Below are 26,470 nucleotides of genomic sequence, written 5' to 3'. Positions count from 1 at the left end.
AACGCCGGCTCTATGCGGAATAGCGCTGGAAAATCAGCGTTGCGTTGGTGCCGCCGAAACCGAAGGAGTTGGACAGGACGGTGTCGATCCTGGCGTTGTCGATACGCTTGCGCACGATCGGCATGCCTTCGAATTCCGGATCGAGCTCCTCGATATGGGCGCTCTCGCCGATGAAGCCGCCTTGCATCATCAGAATCGAGTAGATCGATTCCTGCACGCCGGCGGCCCCCAGCGAATGGCCGGTGAGCGACTTGGTCGAGGTGATATAGGGCATCTTGTCGCCGAACACCTCGCGAATGGCGCCCATTTCCCTGGAATCGCCGACCGGCGTCGAGGTGCCGTGGGTGTTGATATAGTCGACCGGCGATGACACCGTGGAGAGTGCCTGCCGCATGYAGCGGATAGCGCCTTCGCCCGACGGCGCGACCATGTCGTAGCCGTCGGATGTCGCGCCATAGCCGACGATCTCGGCATAGATCTTGGCGCCTCGCGCCTTGGCGTGCTCCAGTTCCTCCAGCACCAGCACGMCGGCGCCGCCGGCGATGACGAACCCGTCGCGGTTGACGTCGTAGGCGCGCGAAGCGGTCGACGCCTTGTCGTTGAACTTCGACGACATGGCGCCCATGGCGTCGAACAGGTCCGACATGGTCCAGTCGAGGTCCTCGTGGCCGCCGGCGAACATCACGTCCTGCTTGCCCCATTGGATGAGCTCATAGGCATTGCCTATGCAATGCGCCGAGGTCGAGCAGGCCGACGAGATCGAATAGTTGACGCCGTGGATCTTGAACCACGTCGCCAGGGTGGCCGACGCGGTCGACGACATGGCCTTCGGCACGGCGAACGGGCCGATGCGCTTCGGGCTGTTGTTCTTGATCGTGGTTTCGGCGGCTTCGACGATGGTCCGGGTCGAAGGACCGCCGGAGCCCATCACGATGCCGGTCCGGTCATTGGTGATGTCGCTTTCACCGAGCCCGGCATCGGCGATCGCCTRGTCCATGGCGACGTGGTTCCAGGCCGCGCCCTGGCTCAGGAAACGCATGGCGCGGCGGTCGATCATCGGGGTGGGATCGAGCGTCGGCGCGCCCCAGACCTGGCAGCGGAAGCCGTGTTCGGCGAAGGAATTGGAAAAGCTGATGCCGGATTTGGCATCGTAAAGCGAGCTCTGCACCTCGTTGGCATTGTTGCCGATCGACGACACAATGCCGAGCCCTGTCACTACGACCCGTCTCATTCGCAACTCCTTCCGGCGTATTCAGGCGAAAAACCTAGCCGGTTTTCGCTTGTGATCATACGCAAATAAACTGACGTGGCGTCCATCGGCTACGCGGACGCCGTGGCGAAAAACGGTCAGGCGGCCGACTGCTTGGAAAGACCGACCTTCAGATCCGTAGCCGCGTATATGGGTTCGCCATCCGCCTTGAGCCAGCCATCGGCGATGCCGAGCACCAGCCGGCCCCGCATCACACGCTTGAAGTCGACGCCGTATTCGACCTTCTTCACCGACGGCGTCACCATGCCCTTGAACTTCACCTCGCCGGTCGAAAGCGCCATGCCCTTGCCGGGTTCGCCCAGCCAGCCGAGATAGAAACCGGTCAACTGCCACATGGCGTCGAGGCCGAGGCAGCCGGGCATGATCGGATTGCCGATGAAGTGGCAGGCGAAGAACCACAGATCCGGCTTGATGTCGAATTCGGCGCGAATGAAGCCCTTGTCGAAAGCGCCGCCGGTTTCGCTGATCTCGGTGATGCGATCGAACATCAGCATCGGCGGGTAGGGCAACTGGGCATTGCCTGGCCCGAACAGGTCGCCGCGGGCGCAGGCGAGCAGTTCCTCGTAATCGTAGCTGGACTTTTGATCCGCCATCAAATTTCCGTCCCCGTGATCTTCGCGGGCGGCAGGGCGCCCTTCTCGTTGGTTTCCTAACACACTCTGTTTGCGGCCGGAAACCGGCGTTTGCGCTTAACCCGTGCGCCTGCCCGGGTCAATGCGCGCTATTGATCGCATTCGGACTACAGAATATATGTCGATTGATGTCCGGTTTTGGCATTTGACGTCTTTTTGCCACTCTGGACCTGTTGATGGGCTGGGCAACAAGCTTCGAAGCGAAGAGATGGATTCGGGCTACCGGAAGGAAAATGTCGCTGTGGACAAGCGGGTTCGCGAAGCCGGCCTGAGGCCGACGCGTCAGCGCATTGCGCTGGCCGATCTGCTTTTCGCCAAAGGCGACCGCCACCTTTCGGCCGAGGAGCTGCACGAAGAGGCGATCGCCRCCGGCGTGCCGGTCTCGCTGGCGACGGTCTACAACGCGCTTCACCAGTTCACCCAGGCCGGCCTGCYGCGCATCCTGGCGGTCGAGGGGTCGAAAACCTATTTCGATACCAACACGTCCGATCACCACCACTTCTACATCGAAGGCGAGAACCGCATTTTCGATATCGAAAGCGGACCGGTAACCGTCTCCAACCTGCCGGCGCCGCCGGAGGGCATGGAGATCGCCAACGTCGACATCGTGGTTAGACTGCGTCCCAAACGCTGCGATTGATCCGTCTTCCATGCGCCCGGTCGACCTGATTGTCCGGTTTGAATGGGTCACCGTCGCCGCGTTGGCAATCGTTTGCTACGCAATATCCGGCTTTTCCTGGTGGCTGTTTGCGCTGCTCATCCTTGCGCCGGACCTGTCGATGCTGGGCTACCTCGCCGGGCCACGCTTCGGCGCCGCTACCTACAACGCCTTGCATATCCTGATTGCTCCGCTCGTCCTCCTGCTTGCGGGCGCGTTGCTCTCCGGCCGGGTCACGACCGCCGTAGCGCTGATCTGGATCGCGCACATCGCCATCGACCGTGCCCTCGGCTACGGCCTCAAGCTGCCCACCGGTTTTCAGGATACGCATCTCGGCCRCATCGGCCGCGACCGTAACAGCAAGGCCAGCGAACTCAGTTCTTGACCTTCTCGCCGGGATAGGCGCCCCACACCTGCGATTGCGCCATCCAGCCGGTATGGCCGTCGAAGGTCATTTCGCACCATTGGCCGTCGCATTTCTTGATCGAGCCGATCACGCCCGGCTCGATGATGGCGACGACACCGGCATCCTTGTCGGGTTCGTCGAGCAGGTTGATTCGCCCGCCCTTGCCGCGCTGCCAGGGCGCGACGATCGCGGTGCGGCGGCCTGAGAGCAGCGACTGATTGATCCAGCCCTCCGATCCGTCGGCATCGCGCACGCGGCGCCAGGTGTCGAATTCCTGGATGACTTCCATCGGCAGGCCGGCCTTCAGATACATCCAGTTGACGGAATAATTGGCGCCGGGCCCGACGCGCGAATTGACGCGGGCCGGCTTCAGGCTGACGAAGCGCGGCAGCGGCAGGCCGCTCGGCCCGAGCGTTATGGTTTGGGCGGGTGCCGCCGCGCTTTGCGCCAAAGCCTGCGGCGCGCAAAGCAGGGCACCGAGAATGGCCGCGCTGAAGGCCAGGCGAAGCGACGCGAAACCAGACACTTTCGTTCCTTTCGGCGCCGGTCCGTCGGGACGGGCGCCCCTTTTTCTTTGTCTTCGGCGGCACCGCTTGTTACAGGAGTGGGCTGATGCCGCGACTGGCTGCAAGTTTCGCCGGTCTTGGTTAAAGAGGTCTCAACGAGATCGGTTTCGAGAGCATGATCCCGGAAAGTGGGAATCGGTTTTCGGAAAAGATCATGCTCCAAAAAAGAGTAGGATCAGGACGGCGATTCAACGAGACGTCATCCTGATCCAGGAAGCTTCGGRGATAAAATGGCAGGCAAAAAACGGCCCCTCGTCGTCATCACGCGCAAGCTGCCCGATCCGGTCGAAACGCGCATGCGCGAGCTGTTCGACGCAAGGCTGAATGTCGAGGACCGGCCGATGACGCAGCCCGAGCTGGTTGCGGCGGTCAAGGAAGCCGATGTGCTGGTCCCCACCATCACCGACCATATCGACGCCGCGCTGATCGCCCAGGCCGGCGAAAACCTCAAGCTGATCGCGAATTTCGGCAACGGCGTCGACAAGATCGATGTCGCGGCGGCCGCCAAGAAGGGCATCACCGTCACCAACACGCCGAATGTGCTCACCGAAGACACCGCCGACATGACCATGGCGCTGATGCTCGCCGTGCCGCGCAGGCTCGCCGAAGGCGCCAATGTGCTGACCGGCGAGAAGAAATGGGCCGGCTGGTCGCCGACCTGGATGCTCGGCCGGCGCATCTGGGGCAAGCGGCTCGGCATCGTCGGCATGGGCCGCATCGGCACGGCGGTCGCCAGGCGGGCCAAGGCCTTCGGCCTGTCGATCCACTATCACAACCGGCACCGCGTGCTGCCGGCCGTCGAGGAGGAGTTGGAGGCGACCTATTGGGAAAGCCTCGACCAGATGCTGGCCCGCATGGACATCATCTCGGTCAATTGTCCCTCGACGCCGGCGACGTTCCACCTTTTGTCCGGTCGTCGCCTGGCGCTGATGCAGCCTTCGGCCTACCTCGTCAACACCGCGCGGGGCGACATCATCGACGAGGACTCGCTGGTCAAGCTCATCCATGACGGCAAGATCGCCGGCGCCGGCCTCGACGTCTACGAGCACGAACCGGCGCTGAACAGCAAGCTGCTGAAGCTCGCCGCCAAGGGCAAGGTGGTGCTTTTGCCGCATATGGGTTCGGCCACGCTCGAGGGCCGCATCGACATGGGCGAGAAGGTGATCATCAACATCCGCGCCTTCTTCGACGGCCACCGTCCGCCGGATCGTGTGCTGCCGCTCAGGACCTGAGGCTTTAAACGGCTATGGTAACGGCGCCGTCCGCGCCAACTCTCACCGCGGCTCCGCGATAGGCATCGAACGCGCCGCGCTCGAGCCGTATTGCCATGGGCGTTTCCCAGCCCATTTCCCGCGCCACGATCAGGCCGAGCAACAGGATGGCGTCGGGCTCGTGCAGCACCAGGGCGGCCGGCGCCCGGCCGTTGTGGACGAGCTCCATCAGCACCGCCGAAGCGGACGACGAGCCGATCGTGYCGGGCAGGAACAGCACCCGGCCGGAAATGACTTCACCGTGCTGCGGATGGYGGACATCGGCGATGCGGCCAGTTTTGGGGTCGACGCCGCCCCAGAAGCTGATCGGCGCCGTCAGCACCAGCGCCTCGCCTTCGCCCGCCTTGCCYGGCACCAGGATTTCCGCTGCCGCGCTCATGCGGCGATATCCGTGAAAACCGGCTTGCCGAGGACCGCGCTTTCGACGCAGTCGGCGAGCGAGGCGTAGAGCACCGCGTAGCCGGTGTTGCCCGGCGCGTAATGCGCGAACTTGCCCGAATTGGTCATCAGCACGCCATTGCCGAGCTCTGGGCCGAGCTCCGGCATGATCGGCGTCACCACCACGCATGTATCGGCGACGATGACGACCCCGCACGCCTCGAGCCTTTTTCGCCGGCCGTCCCGCTCCAGCTGGGCGAGCGCGTGGCGGCCGGTGCAGGCATAGATCGGCACCGCAAGCCGCCGCCCGGCGATCAGCCGTTCCAGGCTGTCGAACTCGGCGTTCGACAGATGCGGGCTGCCGATCGCCACCGCGTCGATGGTCTTGGTCGCCGCCGCGGTCGACAGGCCCGCGCGGGCCTTGGCGACCATCTCAGGCGTCACGCGGATCACCGCTTCCGGCTCCGGCCCGGCCAGGATGGCTTCGACGTCGGGAGCCTCGGGCGTGACGCCCGCAATGTGGAAAAGGCCCACCGCGCCCGACGATGCGGCCGCCGCGCCGAAGGCTTTCAGCGCGTCTTCGCCGGGATGAGCGGCCACGCCGGCGACGACGCCGATCGCGTTGCCCACCTCGCGGCCATAGAGGCTGCCCAGGACAGGCCAGGCGATCTCCGAGGCGAGGAAGGATGGCGACAGGCCCGAGACATCGAAAACGAGCCTTGCCCGGCGGTTTTCGGGCCGATGCAGGCCGTAATCCGGCGCGCGGCCGACAATCGCGCAGGCAATGTCGAGGAAATCACCATAGCGGTTGGTGCGCGCGCCCAACACCGAATTGCAGAAGACGACCGCGTTGGACTCGCCCCAGGCGACGTCGCTGCCCAGCGCCGGCCTATGCCCGGCCTGGTAGGGCGCGCAGGTCCAGCTCTGCTCGCAGCCGAGCTTGCGATAGGCCTCCATCATCCGTAGCGCCATGCCACGCTGGGGCTCTTCCAGGCGGATGCGCGAGCAACCCATCAGGTCGAGCGCCCCGACATTGAGCGTCGAGCGCACCGCGACCCGCGCGCCGCCCTCGACCAGCTTCTCCGCGAACAGCGTGCCGGAATCGCCATGATAGAGAGCGCCGTCGATATGCGTGGAGGCGATCGGGATGAGCCGCGGCGCACCGAGCAGGCGGGCGCTTTCGGCGACGATGCGCATCGCTATGCCCGCGCCGTCCCGGCGGGCGGCGATCGCCTGTTCTTCCGGGCTGAGCGAAAGGCTCATAGAARCACCTTGCGCATGGTGATGGAGGTTGGCCTGTCATAGCCCGCATGCGCCGTGCGTTCGCTCTCGCGAAAGCCAAGCCGGGCGAAGGCTGCATGGTTTGCCGTCAGTTCGATGCGGGTCTGCAGCTCGATCGCATCCTTGCCGCGTTCGCGGGCGAGATCCTCGACCGCCCGCATCAGCCGGGCCCCTATGCCTTGGCCCTGCAGCCGCGGYTCGACCGCGAGCTTGCCGACATAGAAATCCTGCGCCCGTTCCAGCGCGAAGACGCAGCCGACGACGCGGCCATTCTCGATCGCCAAAAACCCGGCTTCCCGTTTCGCCTTCTCGGCAAGGGTATCGGCGGTCAAAAGATGCGCCGACGACGGCGGGTCGATGATGCCGTCCATATAGGCAAAGGCGCGCCGGATCAGCGCGAGCAGATCGTCCCATCGGTCGAAATGCGCCGGAAGGCCGGTTATGGAGATGCCGACGCTCTGGTCCATGCGCTCAGACGGCCTTGTAGCGGATGGTGTCGAAACGGGCCGTGAGGCCATCGTAGAGCAGCAGTCGGCCGATCAGCGGCTCGCCTATGCCGGTGATCAGCTTGATCGCCTCCATCGCCTCCAGCGTGCCGATGACGCCCGTCAGCGCGCCGACGATGCCGGCAACGGCGCAGGATGGCACCAGCCCTTCGGGCGGCGCTTCCGGGAACAGGTCGCGATAGCTCGGATTGCGCTTGCCGTCGGCGCCTGTCTCGAACGGCTTCAGCACCGTCACTGAGCCGTCGAAGCGGCCGACGGCGGCCGTGACGAGGGGTTTCTTCTCACCGGCGCAGGCATCGGCGGCCGCGTAGCGTGTCTCGAAATTGTCGGAGCCGTCGACAACGACATCGTAGCGCGCGACGAGGGCAGGGGCGTTCTCCGCCGTCAGTCTCAGGCGATGYGATTCCACCGTGACGTTGGGGTTGATGCGCATGATCGCCGCGGCGGCACTGTCGGTCTTGGCCATGCCGATCGTGTCGCTGCCGTGGATCACCTGCCGCTGCAGGTTGGACAGCGAAACCGTGTCGTCGTCGACGATGCCGAGCGTGCCGACGCCGGCGGCCGCAAGGTATTCCAGCACCGGCGCGCCGAGCCCGCCGGCGCCGATCACCAGCACCCGCGACCGTTTCAGCTTCTGCTGGCCCGGCCCGCCGATCTCCGGCAGCACGATGTGGCGGGCATAGCGTTCGAGCTCTTCGTCGGTCAGGGCGGCGTCGATCATAGCCGAACCATATCGCTCGCRCAGAGCCTTGTCAGTAAGCGCAAGGCGAAGCCTTGTGGTCCACACGCAAGGCGAAGGTTTGGCATGACGCGAGGCAAAGCCTCGTGGCGCAGCGCGGAAATGGCTTCAAGGGCTGGACGTCAGCCCAACGCTGCCGTGATCGACCGTCAGGAACTGTGCCCGGCCGGCAAGGCTCGAAAACAAGGCGGCATCGGTGCCGGTCATGAAGGCCTGGCAGTTCAATTCTTCCAGGATCGAGAACAACGCCGTGCGCCGGCCCGCGTCGAGATGCGCGGCGATCTCGTCCAGGAGAAGGATCGGCGTCAGTCCCGACATCTCGCCGGTCAGCCTGGCATGCGACAAAACGATGCCGACCAGCAGCGCCTTCTGCTCGCCGGTCGAGCACAGTTCCGCCGGCATCGACTTCGGCCGGTGCCGCACCAGGAGATCGGAACGATGCGGGCCGTCGAGCGTACGGCCGGCGGCGCGGTCGCGCTCGCGGCCGTTGGCAAGCGCGCGGCGGAAGCGCTCCTCGACGTCGAYGGCCGGCGCGACGGCGACCTCGCTCTCCAGGTCGCCGGCAAGGCTGATGTCGGCCTGTGGAAACGGCCCGCTGCCGGGCAATCTGTCGATCATGGCGGCGAGCAACCGCACCAGCTCGGCCCGTGCCGCGGCGATCGCCACCCCCGTCTCGGCCATCTGCGTCTCGATCGCCTCGAACCAGGCGCCGTCGCGCGAGCCTTCGGTAARCAGGCGGTTACGGCCTCGCATGGCCTTCTCATAGTCGAGCGCGCGCTGGCCATGGCCGGGGTCGATCGCCAGCACCAGCCGGTCGAGGAAGCGGCGGCGGTCTCCCGCAGGCCCGGGAAACAGGCCGTCCATAGCCGGCGTCAGCCAGACGACCCGCAGCCATTCCAGCATATCCTCGGCCGATCGCGTCGGCGCGCCGTTGATCCGCACCTTCCTGCCGCCTTCGCCGGCGGCGTCGCCGCCGGATATGCCGGTGCCGATCTCGACCTGGCCTTCCGGCCCCTCGATGCGCGCATGCAGGGCGAAGCCGCCATCGCCGCCTTCGCGCGCCACATCCGCATAGGGCGCGCGGCGCAGGCCCCGGCCAGGTGTCAGGAACGAGATCGCTTCCAGGAGATTGGTCTTGCCCGCRCCATTGTCGCCCGACAGCACCACAGCGCCGGGCGCAAGGTCGAGTGAAAGCGCCGCGTAGTTACGGAAATTCGTAAGTGTTAGCTTACTTATATAGCTTTGCTGCCGAAGCTGTTTCGCATCCGCGGTCACGGCGACATATACGCCTGTCCCGGACCTAGACCCGCATCGGCATCAGCACATAGAGCGCGGTTTCGTCCGCCATGTCATGGATCAGCGTGGGCGAACCGGCGTCGGCCAGCATGAACTTGGCCTCMGAGCCGGTGAGCTGGGCGGCGACGTCGAGCAGGTATTTGGCGTTGAAGYCGATCTCGATCGGGTCCGACGAATAGTCGGCCGCCAGTTCCTCGGTGGCGCTGCCCGAGTCGGGGTTGTTGACGGCTAAGGTCAGCTGGCCGTCATTGATCGACAGTTTCACCGCCCGGCCGCGTTCGGAGGAAATGGTCGAAACGCGGTCCACCGCCGCGGCGAAGCTCTGGCGGTCTATGATCAGCTTCTTGTCGTTGCCGGTCGGGATGACGCGCTGATAGTCGGGGAAGGTGCCGTCGATCAGCTTCGAGGTCAAAACGACGCTGCCGATGGTGAAGCGGATCTTGGTGTCCGACAGCTCCGTGGTCACCGCCACATCGGGATCGTCGACCAACTTCTGCAGCTCRCTCACCGTCTTGCGCGGAATGATGATGCCGGGCATGCCCTCGGAGCCTGCCGGCGCGTCGATCTCGGCACGCGCCAGGCGGTGCCCGTCGGTCGCCACCGAGCGCAGCTTCAGCTTGCCGCCGACTTCAACGGTGTGCAGGTAGATGCCGTTGAGATAGTAGCGCGTTTCCTCGGTCGAGATGGCGAACTGGGTCTTGTCGATCAGCCCCTTGAACGCTGCCGATTCCAGCCGGAAGATATGCGAGAAGGAACCGGCCGAAAGCTCCGGGAAGTCGGATTGCGGCAGGCACTGCAGACGGAAGCTCGAACGGCCGGAGGTGACGGTCATCGCGTTGCCGTCCTCGTCCGTCTTCAGCATCACCTCGGCGCCGTCGGAAAGCTTGCGCACGATGTCGTAGAGCAGATGCGCCGGCACCGTCGTCGCGCCGCCGCGCTCGACTTTGGCAGGCGTCGCCTCCGTCACTTCGAGGTCGAGGTCGGTGGCCTTCATCTCGAGGCTGGCGCCCTCGGCGCTGAGCAGCACGTTGGACAGGATCGGAATGGTGTTGCGCCGCTCGACCACGCGATGGACGTGGTTGAGGGACTTCAGGAGATTTGACCGTTCCAGGATAACACGCATGACCAAACAGGCTCGCTTCAAGAATGAACGGGTTACCGGCAGGCGGCATCCCGCGAAAGCCCTGAAAGGCTTCCAGAATCTCTGTAAGCTGACAGTAAAAAGCCTGCGAACGCAAGCCCGCGGCACCGGTTACGGCCGGCAGCGCGGGCTTTCTGGGGATAAAGCCGGCGAAGCGCGCCGCCGGCTATTTCTGCGCCCCCTCAGGCCTGGTCGTTGATCAGCCTTCTGAGCAGTTCGAGTTCCTGCGCCAGCGTGTTGTCCGCGCCCGAAAGGTCCTCGATCTTACGCACGGCATGGAGCACCGTCGTGTGATCGCGGCCGCCGAAGCGCCGTCCGATCTCCGGCAACGAGCGCGGCGTCATCACCTTCGACAGATACATCGCCACCTGCCGCGGCTTGACGATCGTGCGCGTGCGCCGGTTGGACAGAAGCTCCGTCTTCGACACGTTGTAGTGACGCGCCACGATGCGCTGGATGTCCTCGATGCGCACCCGCTTCGGCTCGCCGGAGCGGTAGATGTGACCGAGGATCTCGTCGATACGGTCGATGGAGATCTGCGGCTCGAACGACTGGCGGAACAGAAGCTGGTTGAAGGCGCCTTCGAGCTCACGCCCGCTGCCGGTCACCGTGCGCGCGACGTGCTCCAGGATTTCGTCGGAGATGTCGAGCGAGGTGTCATCGGTCTTGGCGGTGGCGCGGCGCAGCTTCAGCATGCCGAGCCGCATGGCGAAATCAGGCGCCGACATTTCCAGCGCCACGCCTCCATTCAGTCGCGAACGCACGCGCGGCTCCAGCGATTCCAGTTCCGACGGCGGCCGGTCGGCCGCGACCACGACCTGTTTGGCGCTGTCGAGCAGCATGTTGATGAGGTGGCAGAATTCGTGCTGGATCGACTTGCCCTGCAGGAACTGCATGTCGTCGATGATCAGGAGATCGATGTCGCGCAGCTGCTCTTTCAGCGTCAGCGCATTGTTGTCGCGGATCGCGGTGGCGAAGCGCCACATGAAATATTCCGCGGTCAGGTAGACGACGCGCGACTTCKGGTTGTGCCGTAGCGATTCCGCCGCGATCGCCTGCAGCAGGTGCGTCTTGCCGAGCCCGACGGTCGCATGCAGGAAAAGCGGGTTGAAACGCACCGCGCTCGACTGCGATTCCGCCACCGCCCTKGCCGCGGCGAAGGCAACCCTGTTCGACGGTCCTTCGATGAAGGAGGCGAAAGTGTAGCGCGGGTCGAGAGGCGACCCCAGCACATTGTGGCGGAACTCCGGTTCCGCGGACGCGCCCGGGCGCGGCGCCGGCGCCCGTTGTTCCGCGCGCCCGGCGCTCGCGGTGCCGTTGGCGAGCGCGGTATGCGTCTGCTTGGTCATCTTGCGCGCCGGCGCCACCTCCGGCTCGACAGGGTTGCGCCCCTGGCGCGTGGCGGTGCGCACGACGATCTCGATCTTGAGGACGTCCGGATCCTCATGCCGCCACAGCTCCGCGATGAGCTCGAGGTAATGGCCGTTGATCCAGGACCGCAGGAAGGCTGTAGGCACGGAGATGCGCACAATGCCGCGGGATGCCTCGGCAACCTTCATGCGACCGAACCAGCTCGAATAGACCTCGGCTCCAAGACGCGCCTTCAACTGAGCCTTGACCCGTTCGAACTTCTGTTCCGCGTCGCTGGATACCGCCACGTCGCCCCCTTTGACAAAAGTTGCCGGAAATGGGAGCTCGCCCGCTATCTCCCTCTCGATGCCGCTTTGCATGATCAAAGTCCCTTGTCTTCTCGTACCCTTTTTCCACCGGGGATGCGCCTCCTGCATCCTTGATCCGGCGACCTCATTCAGCCGCGATTCATTGCCGCCGCCGGCAACGTCGTCGCAACTCGCGCAAGGGACCAGCTGCCGGCTCCGCACGCCGGCTTCCGACAAAGACAAGGCAATGCATCGCCCTCCGGCGAAAACGCCGGTGAGACATCGACTGCCATGTACAATTACGCCAGTCCCCTACCCGCACCGAAGAGACAAACCAAGCCGCACGCGGAATTGCTCCACGTCATGAATTCCGCCATTTTTTGCYGGCCGATTCAGGCTGGGTCAGGGGGCTAGAGCCCGTCCCTTCGATGGATGGACATTACCGAAATCGCTGTGGATAGGGCAAGGCCACATCTAACGGTTTTTTAACGAATCTGGTTACCGGACGGGGCTTGAAATCGGCTGTCGGGACGGCACGTTTTGACAAAGCCATTGTGATTCAAACCCTTTTCCGGCGAATATGAAAAAGGCCGCCTATAACGAAATATTCTGAAATAATTCTCTTGACAGCTACTTCTGCCCTGCTGCTCGAACGTGCGTTGAACAAGCTGTGGATGACCCGCCGTAAGTCCATGAAAAACCTACGGATTTCCTGGCAGGCAAATTTGGGCAGTTGCCGCGGGGAGGGCGTGCCGACGTCGGCGACGCTGAATATGCCGGCAAAACATTACTGGTAGTGGAATCGCGTCATAAGCGTTGCTCACGAGCAAACTTTTTAAGTACTTGCCGGCAAACGAAAAAACCCGGCCTGTACGGCCGGGTTCAGTATCGACGGAGTGAAAGAGGAGTCGGTCAGGCCGACAGCGTCTTGACCCGCTGGGCCAGCCGCGAGACCTTGCGCGAAGCCGTGTTCTTGTGGACGACGCCCTTGGTGGCGGCGCGCATCAATTCCGGCTCCGCCGCCTTGAAGGCTTCCACCGCCGCGGCCTTGTCGCCGGCGGCCAGCGCCTCTTCGACCTTGCGGACATAGGTGCGGACGCGCGAGCGGCGGTTCTTGTTGACCGCTGCGCGGCGGGCGATCTTGCGCGTTGCCTTTTTGGCCGAAGACGTGTTGGCCATGATGCCTCTCTTCTGATCTGGTGGGCGCCAGCGGGGTGCCGCAGGGCGCAAAAAAACAAACGGGCAGCCACAGGGCCGCCTCGGTTGGTGCGGCTTATAGTTCAGCTTTTCCGACGCGTCAACGCCACTGGGCAGTCTTTTTGGGCGGTCTTTTTGGCAGACTGAAAGCGCGGCGCGTCGTCATCCGCTTCAATCATCGGGCGGCATGGCCTAGCGGTTGGTGAAATTCGGCTTCCGCTTCTCGACGAAGGCGGCCATGCCTTCTTTCTGGTCGTCGAGCGCAAACAGCGAATGGAAAAGGCGGCGTTCGAAGCGCAGTCCCTCGGCGAGCGTCGTCTCGTAAGCGCGGTTGACGGCCTCCTTGGTCATCATGACCGACGGCAGCGAGAATTCGGCGATCTTCGCCGCYRCCTTCAGCGCCTCCTCGGTGAGCTCGGYGACCGGAACCACCCGCGATACCAGTCCGCTCCGCTCGGCTTCGGCCGCGTCCATCATCCGCCCGGTCAGGCACATGTCCATCGCCTTCGACTTGCCGACGAAGCGGGTCAGCCGCTGCGACCCGCCCATGCCCGGCATGACGCCGAGCGTGATTTCGGGCTGGCCGAACTTGGCATTGTCGCCGGCGATGATGAAGTCGCACATCATGGCCAGCTCGCAGCCGCCGCCGAGCGCATAGCCCGCGACCGCCGCGATGATGGGCTTGCGCGTCCGCGTGAGTTCCTCCCAGCCGACGAAGAAGTCCTGGCTGTAGGCGTCGGCGAAGGACAGCGCCYGCATCTCCTTGATGTCGGCGCCGGCGGCAAACGCCTTTTCCGAGCCCGTAAGCACCATCGCGCCGATGGCGGGATCGGCGTTGAACGCGCTCGCCGCCGCCAGGACCTCCGCGAGCACTTGCGAATTCAGCGCATTGAGCGCCTTGGGCCGGTTCAGCGTGATCAGCCCGACCTTGCCGCGTGTTTCCACGAGGATGGTTTCATAGGTCATGGTTCGCTCCTTCCGCGGCAGTGGGATGATCGATGATCGATACTGTTCCTAGCTTACCGCTGACAGGTCCGGCAATAGAAGGTCGAGCGGCCGCTCTGCACGATGCGCTCGATGTGGCCGCGGCAGCCCGGCTTCTGGCACGGCTCCCCCTCGCGATCGTAGACCGCGAAGGAATGCTGGAAATAGCCGAGCGATCCGTCGGCCTGGACATAGTCGCGCAGCGAGGAGCCGCCGGCGGCGATCGCATCGGCGATGACCGAGCGGATCGCCTCGGCGAGGCGCTCGCTTTGTTCCTTCGCCTTCTTGGCCGACCCGGCGATGGTGCCGGCTTCGCGCAGCGGCGAGAGCCCGGCGCGCCACAAGGCTTCCGAGACATATATATTGCCGAGCCCGGCGATCAGCCGCTGGTCGAGCAACGCCGCCTTGAGCGGCGATCTGCGATCCTTCAGCAGCGAGGCGAGCAGGGGGCCATCGAGCGCATTGCCGGTTGGCTCGATGCCAAGCCCCGCCAGCATCGGATGCGTGTCCGGCGGCCCTTCGGCAAACAGCATGAAGCCGAAGCGGYGCGGGTCGTTGAAGATGACGCGCGATCGCTCRCCCGTTGTCGAGGCCACGTCGAACACGACATGGTCGTGCGCTGCGCTTTTCGAGCGCTCCTGGTGGAAGGTGCCAGGGATATCGCTGCTTCCGGCAGCTTCGACCCGGAACGATCCCGACATGCCGAGATGACAGATGAGCACCAGGCCGTCCTCGATATGCATCGTCAGGTATTTGGCGCGCCGRCCAAGCGCCGTCAGGGTCTTGCCGGCAAGCCGCTCCGAAAAGCGTTCGGGAAAAGGAAAGCGAAGATCGGGCCTGYGTGCCTCGACGTTGACGAGCCGCGCCCCTTCCAGGACCGGCTGCAGTCCGCGCCGAACCGTCTCGACTTCAGGCAGCTCAGGCATGGCCGCCTATCGTCGCGAGGAAGGATGTTCCATGGCGGCCGGTTGCCAGGCCGAGATGATCCGCGACGGTTTCGCCGATGTCGGCGAAGGTCGGCCTCAGTCCGATGTCGCCACCCTTCAGCCCCGGCCCGATGCCGATCACCGGAACGCGTTCGCGCGTATGGTCGGTGCCGCGCCAGGTCGGATCGTTGCCATGGTCGGCGGTAAGGATGAGAAGGTCGCCCGGCCTGATGCGCGAAAATGCCTCCGGCAGCCGGCGGTCGAAGGCCTCGAGCGCCGCGGCATAGCCGGCGACATCGCGCCGGTGGCCGAACTCGGTATCGAAATCGACGAAATTGGCAAAGACCAGGTCGCCATCGTGGGCATCGTCCATGGCGCCGAGCGCCTTGTCGAACATCGCCATGTTGCCGCCGGCCTTGCGCACTTCCGAAATGCCGCGATGAGCGAAGATGTCGCCGATCTTGCCGACGGCGATGACCTTGCTGCCGCGCCCGGTCAGCCGGTCGAGCAGGGTCGGCTCCGGCGGCGGCACCGCATAGTCGCGGCGATTGTGGGTGCGCTGGAACGTAGCGGGCGTCTCGCCCACGAATGGCCGCGCGATCACGCGCCCGATCTTCAAGGGGTCGACCAGCCGGCGCACCGTGAGGCAAAGCTCATAAAGCCGCTCCAGGCCGAAATGCGTTTCATGCGCGGCGATCTGCAATACGGAGTCCACCGAGGTGTAACAGATCGGCTTGCCGGTACGGATATGCTCCTCGCCGAAACGCTCGATGATCTCGGTCCCGGGCGCATGRCAGTTGCCGAGGATGCCCGGCAGCTGGCCTTCGCGGATGATCGCGTCGGTCAGTCCGGCCGGAAAGGCCGGCACCGTATCGGGGAAATAGCCCCAGTCGAAATGCACCGGCAGGCCGGCGATCTCCCAGTGGCCGGAAGGCGTATCCTTGYCGCTCGACACTTCCTGGGCGGCGCCGTGGAAAGCCGAGGCGATCGGCGGCGCGTCGGTGCCGGTTCTCGATCCCGTCGCGGTTTGCGCTGCCCGGCCAAGCCCGAGCGACATCATGTTGGGCAGGGCGAGCGGTCCGCTGCGCAGCCCTTCCCGGTCGGCGCGACCGTCGGCGCAGGCCTTGAATATATGTCCGAACGTGTCGGCGCCGGCATCGCCATAGCGCTCGGCGTCGGCGGCGCCACCGATGCCGAAAGAATCGAGAACGAACAGGAACGCGCGCGCCATGGGCATCTTTGTTGTCAGTGCTCACTGCCAGACATAAGGTTCCCCGGCGGTGTTGGCAAATCGGAAACCGAACCGCAACGGCTTGGCGCCATAGTTGCGGCGAGACGCGGATGYGGCGGGAGCGAAGCAGGTATGGCAAGGCGCGGCAGAACCGCGGCACGGCAGGCCGTGAAAATGTGCGCGGCCGCACTCGCGGCGTTCGGCGCCGCCGCATGGCCGGCACGCGCCGACTGGCGTGACGACATCGGTACGTTCCGCATCGGCATCGTCGCTGAACCGGGTGGCGGCAACACCATTCCAGGGCTCGCGCGCCTCACCGACGCCTACGCCAATGCGCTCGGCATGAAGGTCGAGTTTGTCGTCGCGCGCGACTATGCGGCGCTGATCGAGGCACAGGCGAGCGGGCGCGTGCAATACGCGGTCTATTCGGCTCTCGCCTACGCCACGGCTTCGGAGCGCTGCGGCTGCGTCGAACCTCTGGTGGCGCCGGTCGATGCCGACGGCGCCGTCGGCATCCGTTCCGTCCTGGTGACGCGCGACGGCAGGCTTCCGGACCTTGCCGCCATGGCTTCGCACCGGATCGCGATCGCGCCGGCCGACAACGTCGGCGGCGCGCTGCTGCCGCTGGCGGCACTGTCGGCCGAAGGCGTCAGGATCGCGCGGGATTCGCCCTTCCTGGCGCGCGCCGCTTCAGCCACCGCGGCCGAGACGATGCTGGCTGGCGGCGAGGCCGACGCCCTATTCGGCTGGGAGACGGCCGCTGCCGACGGCCAACCCAGCCATTCCGACGGCACGGTCGCGCGGCTGGAGGCGGCTGGCATCGCCGAGGCGTCGCTTCGGGTGTTGTGGACCTCGGCCCTCTTGCGCTACGGGCCGCACGCCGTCCGCAGCGATCTCGACCCCGAGGCGAAACGCCGGCTGACGGTCTTCCTGACCAATCTCAAGTCACAGACGCCCGATGTGTACGACCTGCTGGAGCGGGCGCATTCCGGCGGTTTTACGCCCGCCCTGCCGAAGGACTACGCGATGGCTCTGGCCATCGTGCGACTGAYAGGCGGCAAGGAATAGCAAGTCAGCAGTCGCTGCAAGGAATCGTCGGGCTCCGGCGAGGCCTCAGATAGTAAGTCTCGCTCATATTGATGTCGCTGAAGGTGGACAACAATCCAAGCGCCTTCTGATCCTTGTTATCCTTGTCCCACATGATGACGGGCGTATAGCMAAGGTCGCTTTCCACCCGGATCAGGAAAGTGTTGCGGATATTAAGCGTTGCCGGAACGGTAACGGGATCGCCCTTTTTGGCGCCGGCGCTGTATGTCGCGCCCACCAGCTTGCGCGACCACGCCACCGTCGCTCTAGGCGACGCCTCGTCCGACATCTGTATTGCGGTGATGATGATCGAGGGAGCCGAGCGGTTATAGGGCAAAAGCGTCGTGCCGCCGATCTTCATTATAGCGTCGAGGTTGRCCTTCACGACCGCCTGCTGTTGAGTTACGAGATCGGCCACCATGCTGYCGATGCGGCTGACCTTCTTGCTGGTCTCGATGGCCTGTGAGGCTTCCATCGTGATGAAATACATGATGAGCAGCACGGGCACGATAAAAGCAAACTCGATCGCCGCGACCCCGCGCCGATCGCGGACAAACCGCCTTGCTCGCGCCACGATGGCCGAAATCCCCCAATGTGYCCCCGCACGGTACATCCTGTCCTCCAAGCCGACGCAGTCTCAGTCGTCCACCGGCCTCAGTTGTCGTCGAATGGTTCGTTTTGCCAGGTCACGGACGCGAAATGCAGCGTGGTGCCGTCAGTGAAATTCTGCATCTGTTTGGCCAGCAGATCCGTCATCACCGGCCATTTGTAGAACACCCGTAGCATGTTGATCGATTCGGCCAGCCCTGGCGAAACTGTGAAGGTCTTGTCACCTCCGCCTTGCGTCAGCACGATGTTGTTGCCGTCTATTCTGAAGCCCGCCGTTGCCGCGTCCGCGAAGCTCGAATATTCGCGCAGATCAACGAACAATCCCGGGCAGTCCTGGGCCACAATGATTTCAAGCCTGCCGCAGATCAGCTGCTTGATCGAGGCTGCGGTGACATTCGTCTTCTGCAACTGTCCGGTGCGCAACTGACGGGCCACGTCATCGGTGACATTGGCCATCACCTCCTGGCCGGCGAACGAAATGCAGCTCTCGAGGATGGCGAAGACGAGAAGCGCGAACGGGATGGCCAGCAGCGCGAATTCCATCGCTGTGCTGYCGCGCCTGTCGCTGAAGAAGCCTGGGCGCGATCGGGCGTGCGCCTTGCTGTCCATGCCGTTGCCGGATGTGGCATCCTTGCTCRTATCGCGTTCCTGYYGATCCCTTTGCGGTACCGTCGGCAAGGTTAGCGAAAACCCATTGAGGTCCGGTTTGGATGATCGTTAAATTCGCTGGGCGAGCTTTAAGCTGTCTTTAATGCCGGTGGGTTCGCCCCTCGCAGGGCTCAGTGTCCGGCGCTCATTTCGGCTTCGGAAGCCTTCTCGGCCTCGCTCTTGAATGCGCTCTCGCAATAGGGCGTGCACGACATGGTCTGGACTTCGGCGCGTCTGTAGATGCGCACCGAGGACGCGGCCTGTCGCACGACGGTCACCTGTTCATCGATGATCGGACTGCCGTCCGAATCGAGYACGACCATATTGGTGACGCCGAAGCCCTTGCCGGTGAGAACGATGGTCGAGGCGTCCTGCACGGAGGYGTCGGCGATCGCCGGATTGCCGATGACGACCGTGTCGGCCGCGCGTGACAATTTGACGATCTTTGCCTGGTTCATGGTGACTTCTATGCCGGCGCCGGCCCAGGCCGGCATGACCAAGGCGGCAGTTGCCAGCAGCGCGGCGACTGGAAACAGCGATCTCGACAACGTCATTGAAGCGCTCCCGGCGGGCAGATTCTTCAACGGAACATGAACGAGATTGGTGAAGCAACGGTTAAGCCGGCCACTGCATGATTAAGGATCGGCTTGCATGGTGGGTCATGCGTCGATGGCGGTTGCTGTTTTAGGAATATTGCACAAGCGCCGGTTTTCCGGGAGCCCGAGCTCCCTGGCGATGTTTAGGTCACGGTTAACCACGCAGCGCGTTCGCCACCGGAAAGGAATCGGTAAGGCTGTTTATTAAGCCGATTGAAACGGCTTCTCCCTAGATTTGCAGCATCCGATCAACCGCAAAGAGAAGTTGACGGAAGTGCTGTAACACGTGGAGTAGGAGCTCTCGAATGTCTAATCTCATTGCACGCTTCGTGAAGGACGAATCCGGCGCGACCGCCATCGAATATGGTCTGATCGCGGCCCTCATCGCGCTCGCCATCATGATGGGCGCTTCCCAGCTCGGCGGCGCGCTGAATGCCAAGTTCTCCGGCATCGCCAACACTCTTAATGGCGTCGCCGGCACCGCTGCGGCCCCGGCGGCCCCGTAACAGCCGCGGATAGCGCCTCTTCGGCAAATGAAGGGCCGCCCCAGGGCGGCCCTTCATCGTTGGATTAGCTCTCATGCGGACATGCGATTCGAACGGCGGCCCTCATCAATCGTTAATCCAATATGCCTAGGCTGACGCAGAGTTCATCGCAGGCGTCGCGTCATGATCGAAGCTGTAATCTTCGTCGTCTTCCCCTTCTGCATGCTCTTTGCGGCGATCTCGGACACGCTGTCGATGACGATCGCCAATCGCGTGCCCGTGCTTTTGGTGGCGACCTTTGCGCTGATCGCTCCGCTCACCGGCATGGATTGGGCGACCTATGGCTGGCACTTCGCGGCAGGCGCCCTGGTGCTGGCAGTGACATTCGGTCTTTTTGCGCTCGGCGGGATGGGTGGCGGCGACGCCAAGCTTCTGGCCGCGACGGCGGTCTGGATGGGCCTCAACATCAACCTGATCGGCTATCTGGTGACGTCGGCTTTCATCGGAGGCCTGCTGACCGTCGCAATCCTCGCTTACCGGAAATCGCCGCTCCCCATGTACACCGGCCACAACCGATTTCTGCGCCATTTCGCGAACGAGAGCGTCGGCGTCCCATATGGCATTGCGCTGGGCGCGGGTGGACTGATCACTTTCCCGGATTCGCCGCTGATGGTCTGGGCGCTGGGGAGGCTCACGACATAGGCATGGCGACATTGATGTCGGCGGTCACCAGGCGGCCAGGCCGCCTTTTTTGTTAACGGCGGGCCGTTCCATCCAATTTGAGTAAACCTTAAATTAATCACGATCGTAAGCATTGCATTAACCTTGTTTTGACGATTGCAGCTGCAAAGTCCGGCCTGGCGAGGTGGTTTGCCCACTAGGCGAAGGGGTTTCGGACGAATGCCAGCATCCCGATTGATTATTCTGGGCGTGGCTGCTGTCGCGGCGGGTGGCGCGGGCTATGTGGCGAAGAACATGGTCGTGGCGCCGCCGCCTCAGGTCGTCGTCGATGCGCCCAAGCAGCCGGCGWTCGCATTGCAGGATGTGCTGGTGCTTTCAGGCGACGTGCCGATGGGCAGCCCGCTTGCCAACAACATCAGCTGGGAAGAATGGCCGGCCGATGGCGTCAACGCCAATTTCATCACCCGCGCCGCCGAGCCTGACGCGGTCGAAAAGCTCAAGGGCTCGGTCGCCCGCGTCGCCATGTATACCGGCGAACCTTTGCGGCGCTCCAAGCYGGTCGGCGAGGGGCAGAGCTTCATGTCGTCGATCCTGCCTTCCGGCATGCGCGCCGTCGCGACCGCTATATCGGCCGACACGTCCGCCGGCGGCTTCATCCTGCCCAACGACTTCGTCGACGTCATCATGACCCGCCGCGCCGACACCGGCAATGGCGGCAGCGGCTTCAACACCGAGACGATCCTCAAGAACATCCGCGTGCTGGCCATCGACCAGACCATCCAGGAAGACGAAGAGGGCAAGAAGACCAGGGTCGGCCAGACCGCGACGCTGGAGCTGACGCCGCAGCAGGCGGAGATCATCACGGTGGCGCAGCAGATGGCGGACCGCCTGACGCTCGCGCTGCGGCCGATCACCGACATCCACGAAAAGAGTACCGACGAGGCCGACTATCTGGTCAACGGCAATGGCCGGCGCGGAACGGTGCGGCTGATCAAGTCGGGCGAGGTTTCCGAGGTGGGAGCAAGGAAATGAGGCTCAACGGTAAACTGCTGCCTGTCCTGGCCGCCGTGGCGATCGGTTCCTTCCTGGTAGGCACCAGCGCCCCGGGACTGGTCGAAGCCAAGGCCGCGAGCGCCGGCGTGTCGGCTTCCGTCGCCACGCAGCGCGTCAAGCTCGGCCTCAACAAGTCCGTGGTCATCGACCTGCCGAGCGACRCCTACGACATCCTGGTCGCCAATCCGGCGGTCGCCGATGCCGTGACCCGCACGGCGCGGCGCATCTACCTGTTCGGCAAGGCGGTCGGCGAAACCAACATCTTTGTCTTCGGCCCCAATGGCGAGCAGATCGTCAGCTTGGATCTGGCCGTYGAGCGCGACGTCGCCGGGCTGGAGGATTATCTGAAGCGCTTCATCCCGTCCTCGCAGATCAAGGTCGAGCTTCTCAACGACAACGTGGTCCTGACCGGCATGGTCGACACGCCGCTCGATGCCAAGCGCGCCGTCGACCTGGCAACCATCTTCGTCTCCGGCGGTGAAGCGACGACGGGTCAATATTCGCAGACCGCCGCCGGCGGCTCGGTCAATGGCGGCGTCGACATCAACAACCCCGACCAGGAGCGCCGGACCTCCAAGATCGTCAACCTCTTGCAGATCATCGGCGACGATCAGGTGACGCTGAAGGTGACCGTCGCCGAAGTGAGCCGGTCCGTGATGAAGCAGCTTGGGGTCAACATGGTTGGCAATGGCGGCAGCAACGGCATCAGCTATAGCGCGGTCAGCGACAATTTCACGGGCTTGGGTAAGCAGCTATCGAACTCGGGCTTAAGCATCGGCAACTCGTCACTGATGGCCTACATCAATGCCATGGAGCAGTCGGGTGTCATGAAGACATTGGCCGAACCGACCCTGACCGCCGTCTCAGGCGAGAAGGCCACATTTAAGGTAGGCGGCGAATACAATATGGTGACCGGTGTCACGGCCAATGTGTCCACCGACAACCAGACCGGCCTAAAGAACTATACGACGGAAAAGATCGAGTACGGTATCGGTTTGGAGTTCCAGCCGGTGGTTCTATCGCCGGGTCGCATCAGCCTGAAAGTCAGGACAGCCGTCTCCGAGCCGACCACCGAAGGATCCGTGGCGCTTTCCTCCGGCGTGACGAGCCCCGGCACCAATATCCTGTCGTTGCGCAAGCGTCTTGCGGATACTACGGTCGAATTGCCCTCCGGCGGCTCCATGATGATTGCCGGTCTCGTCCGCGACGATGTCCGGCAGGCCGTCAACGGCTTGCCCGGACTGACAAAGATCCCCGTCCTCGGCACGCTGTTCCGCAGCCGCGATTTCGTGCGCAACGAAAGCGAGCTCGTCATCATCATCACGCCTTATCTGACGCGGCCGGTGGCACGCAACGACCTGGCCAAGCCGGACGACAATTTCAATCCGCCGAGCGACGGCGCCGGCATGTTCCTCGGCCGCGTCAACCGCGTCTACGGCACCATGCAGACCGACAGGYCGTCGGGCCGCTATCACGGCGTCGTCGGCTTCATCTACAAATGAGTGGGAATGCGGATATGTCCAAGTCAGCATCGAAGGTCGTGACGGTCCGGACAGCATCCGGCATCGCAAGGGTCCGCCGGCAGRTGGTTCCGGCGCTGGCGATCGCCCTTGCGGCGTCGCTCGCCGGATGCGCCAATCGCGACAGCATCACGGTCGGATCGGTTCCGGACGATTACCGCACGACCCATCMGATCGTCATCGCCGAGAAGAACCAGAAGATCGATCTGCCGGTCGGCGCCGGCGATCGCGGCATGACGGGCGCACAACGTGACACGCTGCTCGGTTTTCTCGACGGTTACGACAAGAGCGCCGCGCCGACCCTGACGATCGCGATGCCCGCCGGCTCCGCCAACGAAGTTGCCGCCCGCTCGGCAGGCCGCGATTTTGCCCGGCTCGCCATGGCGGCGGGCGTCAAGCGCAACCGCATCGTCATGACGTCCTATCAGTCGGCGGTGCCGGAAGCGTCCGCGCCGGTGCGCGTCGCCTTTGTCGCGGTGCGAGCACAGACCGACAAATGCGGCCGTTGGCCAGATGACCTGACGGAGACGTCGGAGAACAAGCATTATGCCGACTTCGGCTGCTCCTATCAGAATAATCTCGCGGCCCAGGTGGCCAATCCCAACGATCTGATCGGACCGCGTAAGCAGTCCGACATCGACGCGGAAAATCGCGGCGCGGTGATCGACACGTATCGCGCGAGGGGCATCTCCGACGAATTCCTCAGCAATTCTGAAGTGACGTACTGATCCGCGCCAGACGACGGAAAGAGCATGACGATGAGCAATCTTGCCTACGACACGCCCGCGGAGACCGGCGACCTTTCGCAGCAGGACATCGCCGCCATGCAGGCGTTGCGCCCGGTGCCGCGCATTTCGATCCAGGCCTTTTGCGAGACCGAAGGCGTCGCCAACCCCGTCGAACGCGCCGGCGAGGATCGCCGCATGGCCAAAGCCCATCTCAAGGTCCATATGGGCGGTATTCCGACCGCGATCGAGTTCTACCAGTCCGCGCCGACACCGAACCTGATCCTGCTGGAATCGCGCAGCGAACCGCAGCAGTTGCTCGAACAACTCGGCCAACTCGCGGAATATTGCGATCCGTCCTCCAAGGTCGTGGTCATCGGCCACTACAATGATGTCGGGCTTTACCGCGAGCTCATCCGCTCCGGCATTTCCGAATATGTCATCGCGCCGGTCTCGATGACCGACATCGTCAGCGTCGTGTCGTCGATCTTCGTCGATCCGGAAGCGGAGCCGATCGGCCGTTCGATCGCCTTCATCGGCGCCAAGGGCGGCGTCGGCTCCTCGACCATCGCTCACAATGTCGCCTGGGCGATGTCTTCCCTGTTCAAGTCCGAAGTCGTCATCGCCGATCTCGATCTCGCCTTCGGTACCGCCAATATCAATTTCGATCAGGATCCGGCGCAAGGCATCGCCGAGGCGGTGTTTTCGCCCGAGCGGGTCGACGAGGTCTATCTCGACCGTCTGCTCGCGCAATGCGCCGAGCATCTGTCGCTGCTCGCGGCTCCTTCCACGCTCGAGCGCGTCTATGATTTCGACCCTGAGGCCTTCGCGCAGGTCATCGAGACCGCCCAGCGTAGCGCGCCTTTGCTGGTCCTCGACGTCCCTCACATCTGGAGYGGGTGGACGAAGAGCACGCTGATCAAGGCGGATGAGATCGTCATCACGRCCACGCCCGAGCTCGCGAACCTTCGCAACACCAAGAACATGGTGGATATGCTGAAGCGGCTGCGTCCRAACGATCCCTCGCCGAAGCTGATCATCAACCAGACGGGCGTTCCGAAGCGGCCCGAGATCGCGGCTTCCGATTTCGCCGAACCGCTCGGCATCACGCCGATGGCGGTGATCAACTTCGAACCGCTGCTGTTCGGCAATGMCGCCAACAATGGCCGCATGCTCTCCGAGATGGACGCCAAGAGCCCCGTCGTCGCGACCATCAATGAGATAGCGCATGTGCTGACCGGACGCAGCGAAATCAAGACAAGGAAGAAGGCAGGCCTGGGCTCGATCCTCGGCAAGCTCTCGCGCAACAAGAAGTGACGCTGATTGAGCGGCATCGGGTAGTCGATCATGTTTGGTAAAAGAGGCACAGACGACGGCAAGCGGGCAACGCCTGAATTCCGTCCGCCGGCATCCGCTCCCGCCGCTCCAACGGGAACGATGACGGCCGAACGACCGGTCGCGCCGCCGTCCAGCGCTCCGGCCGCGCCGCCTGCGCGCCGCCCCGTCGAAGCGCCGCCCATGGCGCCGGAGCCGCCAAGAAGGGTTCAGCGCGAGCGCTCGGAGACCTACTACGACACCAAGAGCCAGGTTTTCTCCGCGCTGATCGATACGATCGATCTGTCGCAGCTCGCCAAGCTCGATCCCGAGAGCGCGCGCGAGGAAATCCGCGACATCGTCAACGACATCATCGCGATCAAGAACTTCGCGATGTCGATCTCCGAGCAGGAAGAGCTGCTCGAGGACATCTGCAACGACGTTCTGGGTTATGGGCCGCTGGAGCCGTTGCTTGCCCGCGACGACATCGCCGACATCATGGTCAAYGGCTCCAAGAACGTCTACATCGAAGTCAATGGCAGGGTCGAACAGAYCGGCATCCGTTTCCGCGACAACCAGCAGCTGCTCRACATCTGCCAGCGCATCGTCAGCCAGGTCGGCCGCCGCGTCGACGAATCGAGCCCGATCTGCGACGCGCGCCTGCCCGACGGCTCGCGCGTCAACGTCATTGCGCCGCCGCTGTCGATCGACGGCACCGCGCTCACCATCCGCAAATTCAAGAAGGACAAGCTGACGCTGGATCAGCTGGTCAAGTTCGGCGCCATCTCGCCGCAAGGCGCGGAAATCCTCAAGATCATAGGCCGCGTCCGCTGCAACGTCGTGATCTCGGGCGGYACGGGCTCCGGCAAGACGACGCTGCTGAACTGCCTGACCAACTATATCGACCGCGAGGAGCGCGTCATCACCTGCGAGGATTCGGCGGAACTGCAGCTGCAGCAGCCGCATGTGGTCCGTCTCGAAACCCGGCCACCCAATCTGGAGGGTGAGGGCGAGGTGACCATGCGCGACCTGGTCAAGAACTGCCTGCGCATGCGGCCGGAGCGGATCATCGTCGGCGAAGTGCGCGGACCGGAAGTATTCGACCTTTTGCAGGCGATGAACACCGGTCACGACGGYTCGATGGGGACGATCCACTCGAACAGCCCGCGCGAATGCCTCAACCGTATCGAATCGATGATCGCCATGGGTGGCTACTCGCTGCCGCAGCGCACGGTGCGCGAGATCGTCGTCGGCTCGATCGACGTGATCATCCAGGCGGCCCGCCTGCGCGACGGCTCACGCCGCATCACCCACATCACCGAAGTGGTCGGTATGGAAGGCGACGTCATCATCACCCAGGATCTTGTCCTCTACAACATCAAGGGCGAGGACTCGAGCGGCCGGCTGATCGGCGAACATGTGTCGACGGGCATCGGCCGCCCGCATTTCTGGGACCGCGCCCGCTATTATGGCGAGGAGCAGCGCCTCGCCACCGCGCTCGAGGCGATGGAGAAACGCGCTGACTAGAGCATTTTGCAGCCAAGTGGAACCAATTGGCGTCGCAGAAATGCGGCTGAAACAAACAGATAGCGCGGGGTGCCGACATCTATTCA

29 protein-coding genes are annotated in these 26,470 nt (G+C 63.8%); 12 read left to right on the top strand and 17 right to left on the bottom strand.

Annotated features, from left to right (window positions below; translation table 11 throughout):
• Positions 1 to 10: 10 nt before the first annotated feature.
• Both fabB and fabA read right to left on the bottom strand, forming a co-directional pair.
• Complete coding sequence (fabB, locus tag LCM4576_RS17805) at positions 11 to 1,231, bottom strand: beta-ketoacyl-ACP synthase I (protein ID WP_071033432.1); 1,221 nt, start codon at positions 1,229 to 1,231, stop codon at positions 11 to 13.
• Positions 1,232 to 1,347: 116 nt separating this feature from the next.
• Positions 1,348 to 1,863 (bottom strand): 3-hydroxyacyl-[acyl-carrier-protein] dehydratase FabA, encoded by a 516-nt coding sequence (gene fabA, locus LCM4576_RS17800; protein WP_040985924.1) that lies wholly within the window; start codon positions 1,861 to 1,863, stop codon positions 1,348 to 1,350.
• Between the two features lie 247 nt (positions 1,864 to 2,110).
• On the opposite strand from fabA, the gene irrA reads away from it, so the two are divergent.
• Together irrA and LCM4576_RS17790 are read left to right on the top strand one after the other, a co-directional pair.
• Positions 2,111 to 2,542: an iron response transcriptional regulator IrrA gene (gene irrA, locus LCM4576_RS17795; protein ID WP_071033430.1), complete on the top strand. Its 432-nt coding sequence runs from the start codon at positions 2,111 to 2,113 to the stop codon at positions 2,540 to 2,542.
• A gap of 10 nt (positions 2,543 to 2,552) precedes the next feature.
• Positions 2,553 to 2,945 (top strand): DUF4260 domain-containing protein, encoded by a 393-nt coding sequence (locus LCM4576_RS17790; RefSeq protein ID WP_071033428.1) that lies wholly within the window; start codon positions 2,553 to 2,555, stop codon positions 2,943 to 2,945.
• Here the strand turns inward: LCM4576_RS17790 and LCM4576_RS17785 are convergent.
• Entirely contained in the window at positions 2,935 to 3,492 is a 558-nt protein-coding gene (locus tag LCM4576_RS17785) for an SH3 domain-containing protein (RefSeq protein WP_040985921.1), read from the bottom strand. The two genes, LCM4576_RS17790 and LCM4576_RS17785, sit on opposite strands and share 11 nt — an antisense overlap.
• Before the next feature lie 270 nt (positions 3,493 to 3,762).
• On the opposite strand from LCM4576_RS17785, the gene LCM4576_RS17780 reads away from it, so the two are divergent.
• Positions 3,763 to 4,764, top strand: coding sequence for a D-glycerate dehydrogenase (locus LCM4576_RS17780; protein ID WP_040985920.1), 1,002 nt, complete (start codon positions 3,763 to 3,765; stop codon positions 4,762 to 4,764).
• Between the two features lie 4 nt (positions 4,765 to 4,768).
• On the opposite strand, the gene LCM4576_RS17775 is transcribed toward LCM4576_RS17780, so the two are convergent.
• The 6 genes from LCM4576_RS17775 to dnaN all read right to left on the bottom strand — a co-directional run bounded on the left by LCM4576_RS17775 (position 4,769) and on the right by dnaN (position 10,126).
• Complete coding sequence (locus tag LCM4576_RS17775) at positions 4,769 to 5,182, bottom strand: aconitase X swivel domain-containing protein (RefSeq protein ID WP_071033427.1); 414 nt, start codon at positions 5,180 to 5,182, stop codon at positions 4,769 to 4,771.
• On the bottom strand, positions 5,179 to 6,444 hold the full coding sequence (locus tag LCM4576_RS17770) for an aconitase X catalytic domain-containing protein (RefSeq protein WP_083354728.1): 1,266 nt from the start codon (positions 6,442 to 6,444) through the stop codon (positions 5,179 to 5,181). Before LCM4576_RS17770 ends, LCM4576_RS17775 begins: the two co-directional genes overlap by 4 nt.
• Positions 6,441 to 6,929 carry a GNAT family N-acetyltransferase gene (locus LCM4576_RS17765; RefSeq protein WP_071033425.1) on the bottom strand — a complete coding sequence of 163 codons (489 nt, stop codon included), beginning with the start codon at positions 6,927 to 6,929 and terminating at the stop codon, positions 6,441 to 6,443. Before LCM4576_RS17765 ends, LCM4576_RS17770 begins: the two co-directional genes overlap by 4 nt.
• 4 nt (positions 6,930 to 6,933) lie before the next feature.
• On the bottom strand, positions 6,934 to 7,689 hold the full coding sequence (locus LCM4576_RS17760) for a molybdopterin-synthase adenylyltransferase MoeB (RefSeq protein WP_041001620.1): 756 nt from the start codon (positions 7,687 to 7,689) through the stop codon (positions 6,934 to 6,936).
• A 126-nt stretch (positions 7,690 to 7,815) separates the two neighbouring features.
• Positions 7,816 to 8,982 carry a DNA replication/repair protein RecF gene (gene recF, locus LCM4576_RS17755; protein ID WP_071033423.1) on the bottom strand — a complete coding sequence of 389 codons (1,167 nt, stop codon included), beginning with the start codon at positions 8,980 to 8,982 and terminating at the stop codon, positions 7,816 to 7,818.
• 25 nt (positions 8,983 to 9,007) lie between these two features.
• Complete coding sequence (gene dnaN / locus LCM4576_RS17750; protein ID WP_071033421.1) at positions 9,008 to 10,126, bottom strand: DNA polymerase III subunit beta; 1,119 nt, start codon at positions 10,124 to 10,126, stop codon at positions 9,008 to 9,010.
• Here dnaN and LCM4576_RS36325 point away from each other — a divergent pair.
• The gene (locus LCM4576_RS36325; RefSeq protein WP_127236034.1) at positions 10,125 to 10,343 is read left to right on the top strand and encodes a hypothetical protein; all 219 of its coding nucleotides are present in this window, start codon (positions 10,125 to 10,127) and stop codon (positions 10,341 to 10,343) included. The two genes, dnaN and LCM4576_RS36325, sit on opposite strands and share 2 nt — an antisense overlap.
• On the opposite strand, the gene dnaA is transcribed toward LCM4576_RS36325, so the two are convergent.
• From dnaA to LCM4576_RS17725, 5 genes are all read right to left on the bottom strand, one after another.
• Complete coding sequence (dnaA, locus tag LCM4576_RS17745) at positions 10,327 to 11,802, bottom strand: chromosomal replication initiator protein DnaA (RefSeq protein WP_407067383.1); 1,476 nt, start codon at positions 11,800 to 11,802, stop codon at positions 10,327 to 10,329. The genes LCM4576_RS36325 and dnaA overlap by 17 nt on opposite strands.
• A gap of 912 nt (positions 11,803 to 12,714) precedes the next feature.
• The gene (rpsT, locus tag LCM4576_RS17740) at positions 12,715 to 12,981 is read right to left on the bottom strand and encodes a 30S ribosomal protein S20 (RefSeq protein WP_040985913.1); all 267 of its coding nucleotides are present in this window, start codon (positions 12,979 to 12,981) and stop codon (positions 12,715 to 12,717) included.
• A gap of 210 nt (positions 12,982 to 13,191) precedes the next feature.
• Positions 13,192 to 13,965, bottom strand: coding sequence for an enoyl-CoA hydratase (locus LCM4576_RS17735; RefSeq protein ID WP_071033417.1), 774 nt, complete (start codon positions 13,963 to 13,965; stop codon positions 13,192 to 13,194).
• 53 nt (positions 13,966 to 14,018) lie between these two features.
• A complete protein-coding gene (mutM, locus tag LCM4576_RS17730) occupies positions 14,019 to 14,909 on the bottom strand; it encodes a bifunctional DNA-formamidopyrimidine glycosylase/DNA-(apurinic or apyrimidinic site) lyase (protein ID WP_071033415.1) in 891 nt (296 codons plus the stop codon).
• Positions 14,902 to 16,140: a phosphopentomutase gene (locus tag LCM4576_RS17725; RefSeq protein ID WP_071033413.1), complete on the bottom strand. Its 1,239-nt coding sequence runs from the start codon at positions 16,138 to 16,140 to the stop codon at positions 14,902 to 14,904. The genes mutM and LCM4576_RS17725 overlap by 8 nt, the downstream gene beginning before the upstream one ends.
• A gap of 174 nt (positions 16,141 to 16,314) precedes the next feature.
• Between LCM4576_RS17725 and LCM4576_RS17720 the strand changes: the two genes are divergently transcribed.
• The gene (locus LCM4576_RS17720) at positions 16,315 to 17,208 is read left to right on the top strand and encodes a phosphate/phosphite/phosphonate ABC transporter substrate-binding protein (RefSeq protein ID WP_071033510.1); all 894 of its coding nucleotides are present in this window, start codon (positions 16,315 to 16,317) and stop codon (positions 17,206 to 17,208) included.
• A 4-nt stretch (positions 17,209 to 17,212) separates the two neighbouring features.
• On the opposite strand, the gene LCM4576_RS17715 is transcribed toward LCM4576_RS17720, so the two are convergent.
• The 3 genes from LCM4576_RS17715 to LCM4576_RS17705 form a co-directional block, all read right to left on the bottom strand.
• Complete coding sequence (locus LCM4576_RS17715; protein ID WP_071033411.1) at positions 17,213 to 17,839, bottom strand: TadE/TadG family type IV pilus assembly protein; 627 nt, start codon at positions 17,837 to 17,839, stop codon at positions 17,213 to 17,215.
• A gap of 41 nt (positions 17,840 to 17,880) precedes the next feature.
• The gene (locus tag LCM4576_RS17710) at positions 17,881 to 18,444 is read right to left on the bottom strand and encodes a TadE/TadG family type IV pilus assembly protein (protein WP_071033508.1); all 564 of its coding nucleotides are present in this window, start codon (positions 18,442 to 18,444) and stop codon (positions 17,881 to 17,883) included.
• 170 nt (positions 18,445 to 18,614) lie between these two features.
• The gene (locus LCM4576_RS17705) at positions 18,615 to 19,037 is read right to left on the bottom strand and encodes a pilus assembly protein N-terminal domain-containing protein (RefSeq protein ID WP_071033410.1); all 423 of its coding nucleotides are present in this window, start codon (positions 19,035 to 19,037) and stop codon (positions 18,615 to 18,617) included.
• Between the two features lie 347 nt (positions 19,038 to 19,384).
• Here LCM4576_RS17705 and LCM4576_RS17700 point away from each other — a divergent pair, with 347 nt between their 5' ends.
• The 7 genes from LCM4576_RS17700 to LCM4576_RS17670 all read left to right on the top strand — a co-directional run bounded on the left by LCM4576_RS17700 (position 19,385) and on the right by LCM4576_RS17670 (position 26,384).
• The gene (locus tag LCM4576_RS17700) at positions 19,385 to 19,585 is read left to right on the top strand and encodes a Flp family type IVb pilin (RefSeq protein WP_040985907.1); all 201 of its coding nucleotides are present in this window, start codon (positions 19,385 to 19,387) and stop codon (positions 19,583 to 19,585) included.
• A gap of 162 nt (positions 19,586 to 19,747) precedes the next feature.
• Positions 19,748 to 20,266, top strand: a complete 519-nt coding sequence (locus LCM4576_RS17695) for a prepilin peptidase (protein ID WP_040985906.1) — start codon at positions 19,748 to 19,750, stop codon at positions 20,264 to 20,266.
• Between the two features lie 198 nt (positions 20,267 to 20,464).
• Complete coding sequence (gene cpaB, locus LCM4576_RS17690; RefSeq protein ID WP_071033408.1) at positions 20,465 to 21,277, top strand: Flp pilus assembly protein CpaB; 813 nt, start codon at positions 20,465 to 20,467, stop codon at positions 21,275 to 21,277.
• Positions 21,274 to 22,800 (top strand): type II and III secretion system protein family protein, encoded by a 1,527-nt coding sequence (locus LCM4576_RS17685; protein WP_071033407.1) that lies wholly within the window; start codon positions 21,274 to 21,276, stop codon positions 22,798 to 22,800. Before cpaB ends, LCM4576_RS17685 begins: the two co-directional genes overlap by 4 nt.
• A gap of 14 nt (positions 22,801 to 22,814) precedes the next feature.
• Positions 22,815 to 23,546 (top strand): CpaD family pilus assembly protein, encoded by a 732-nt coding sequence (locus LCM4576_RS17680; protein ID WP_071033405.1) that lies wholly within the window; start codon positions 22,815 to 22,817, stop codon positions 23,544 to 23,546.
• Between the two features lie 30 nt (positions 23,547 to 23,576).
• Positions 23,577 to 24,860 carry a CpaE family protein gene (locus tag LCM4576_RS17675; protein WP_198540264.1) on the top strand — a complete coding sequence of 428 codons (1,284 nt, stop codon included), beginning with the start codon at positions 23,577 to 23,579 and terminating at the stop codon, positions 24,858 to 24,860.
• 30 nt (positions 24,861 to 24,890) lie between these two features.
• Complete coding sequence (locus tag LCM4576_RS17670; RefSeq protein ID WP_071033401.1) at positions 24,891 to 26,384, top strand: CpaF family protein; 1,494 nt, start codon at positions 24,891 to 24,893, stop codon at positions 26,382 to 26,384.
• The last annotated feature ends 86 nt before the right edge of the window (positions 26,385 to 26,470 follow it).

Origin of the sequence: Mesorhizobium sp. LCM 4576 (assembly GCF_001854815.1) — a bacterium.
Classification (GTDB): domain Bacteria; phylum Pseudomonadota; class Alphaproteobacteria; order Rhizobiales; family Rhizobiaceae; genus Mesorhizobium; species Mesorhizobium plurifarium.
Note: the sequence above shows the minus strand (reverse complement) of the source record. Positions and strands in the feature narration are given on the sequence as shown.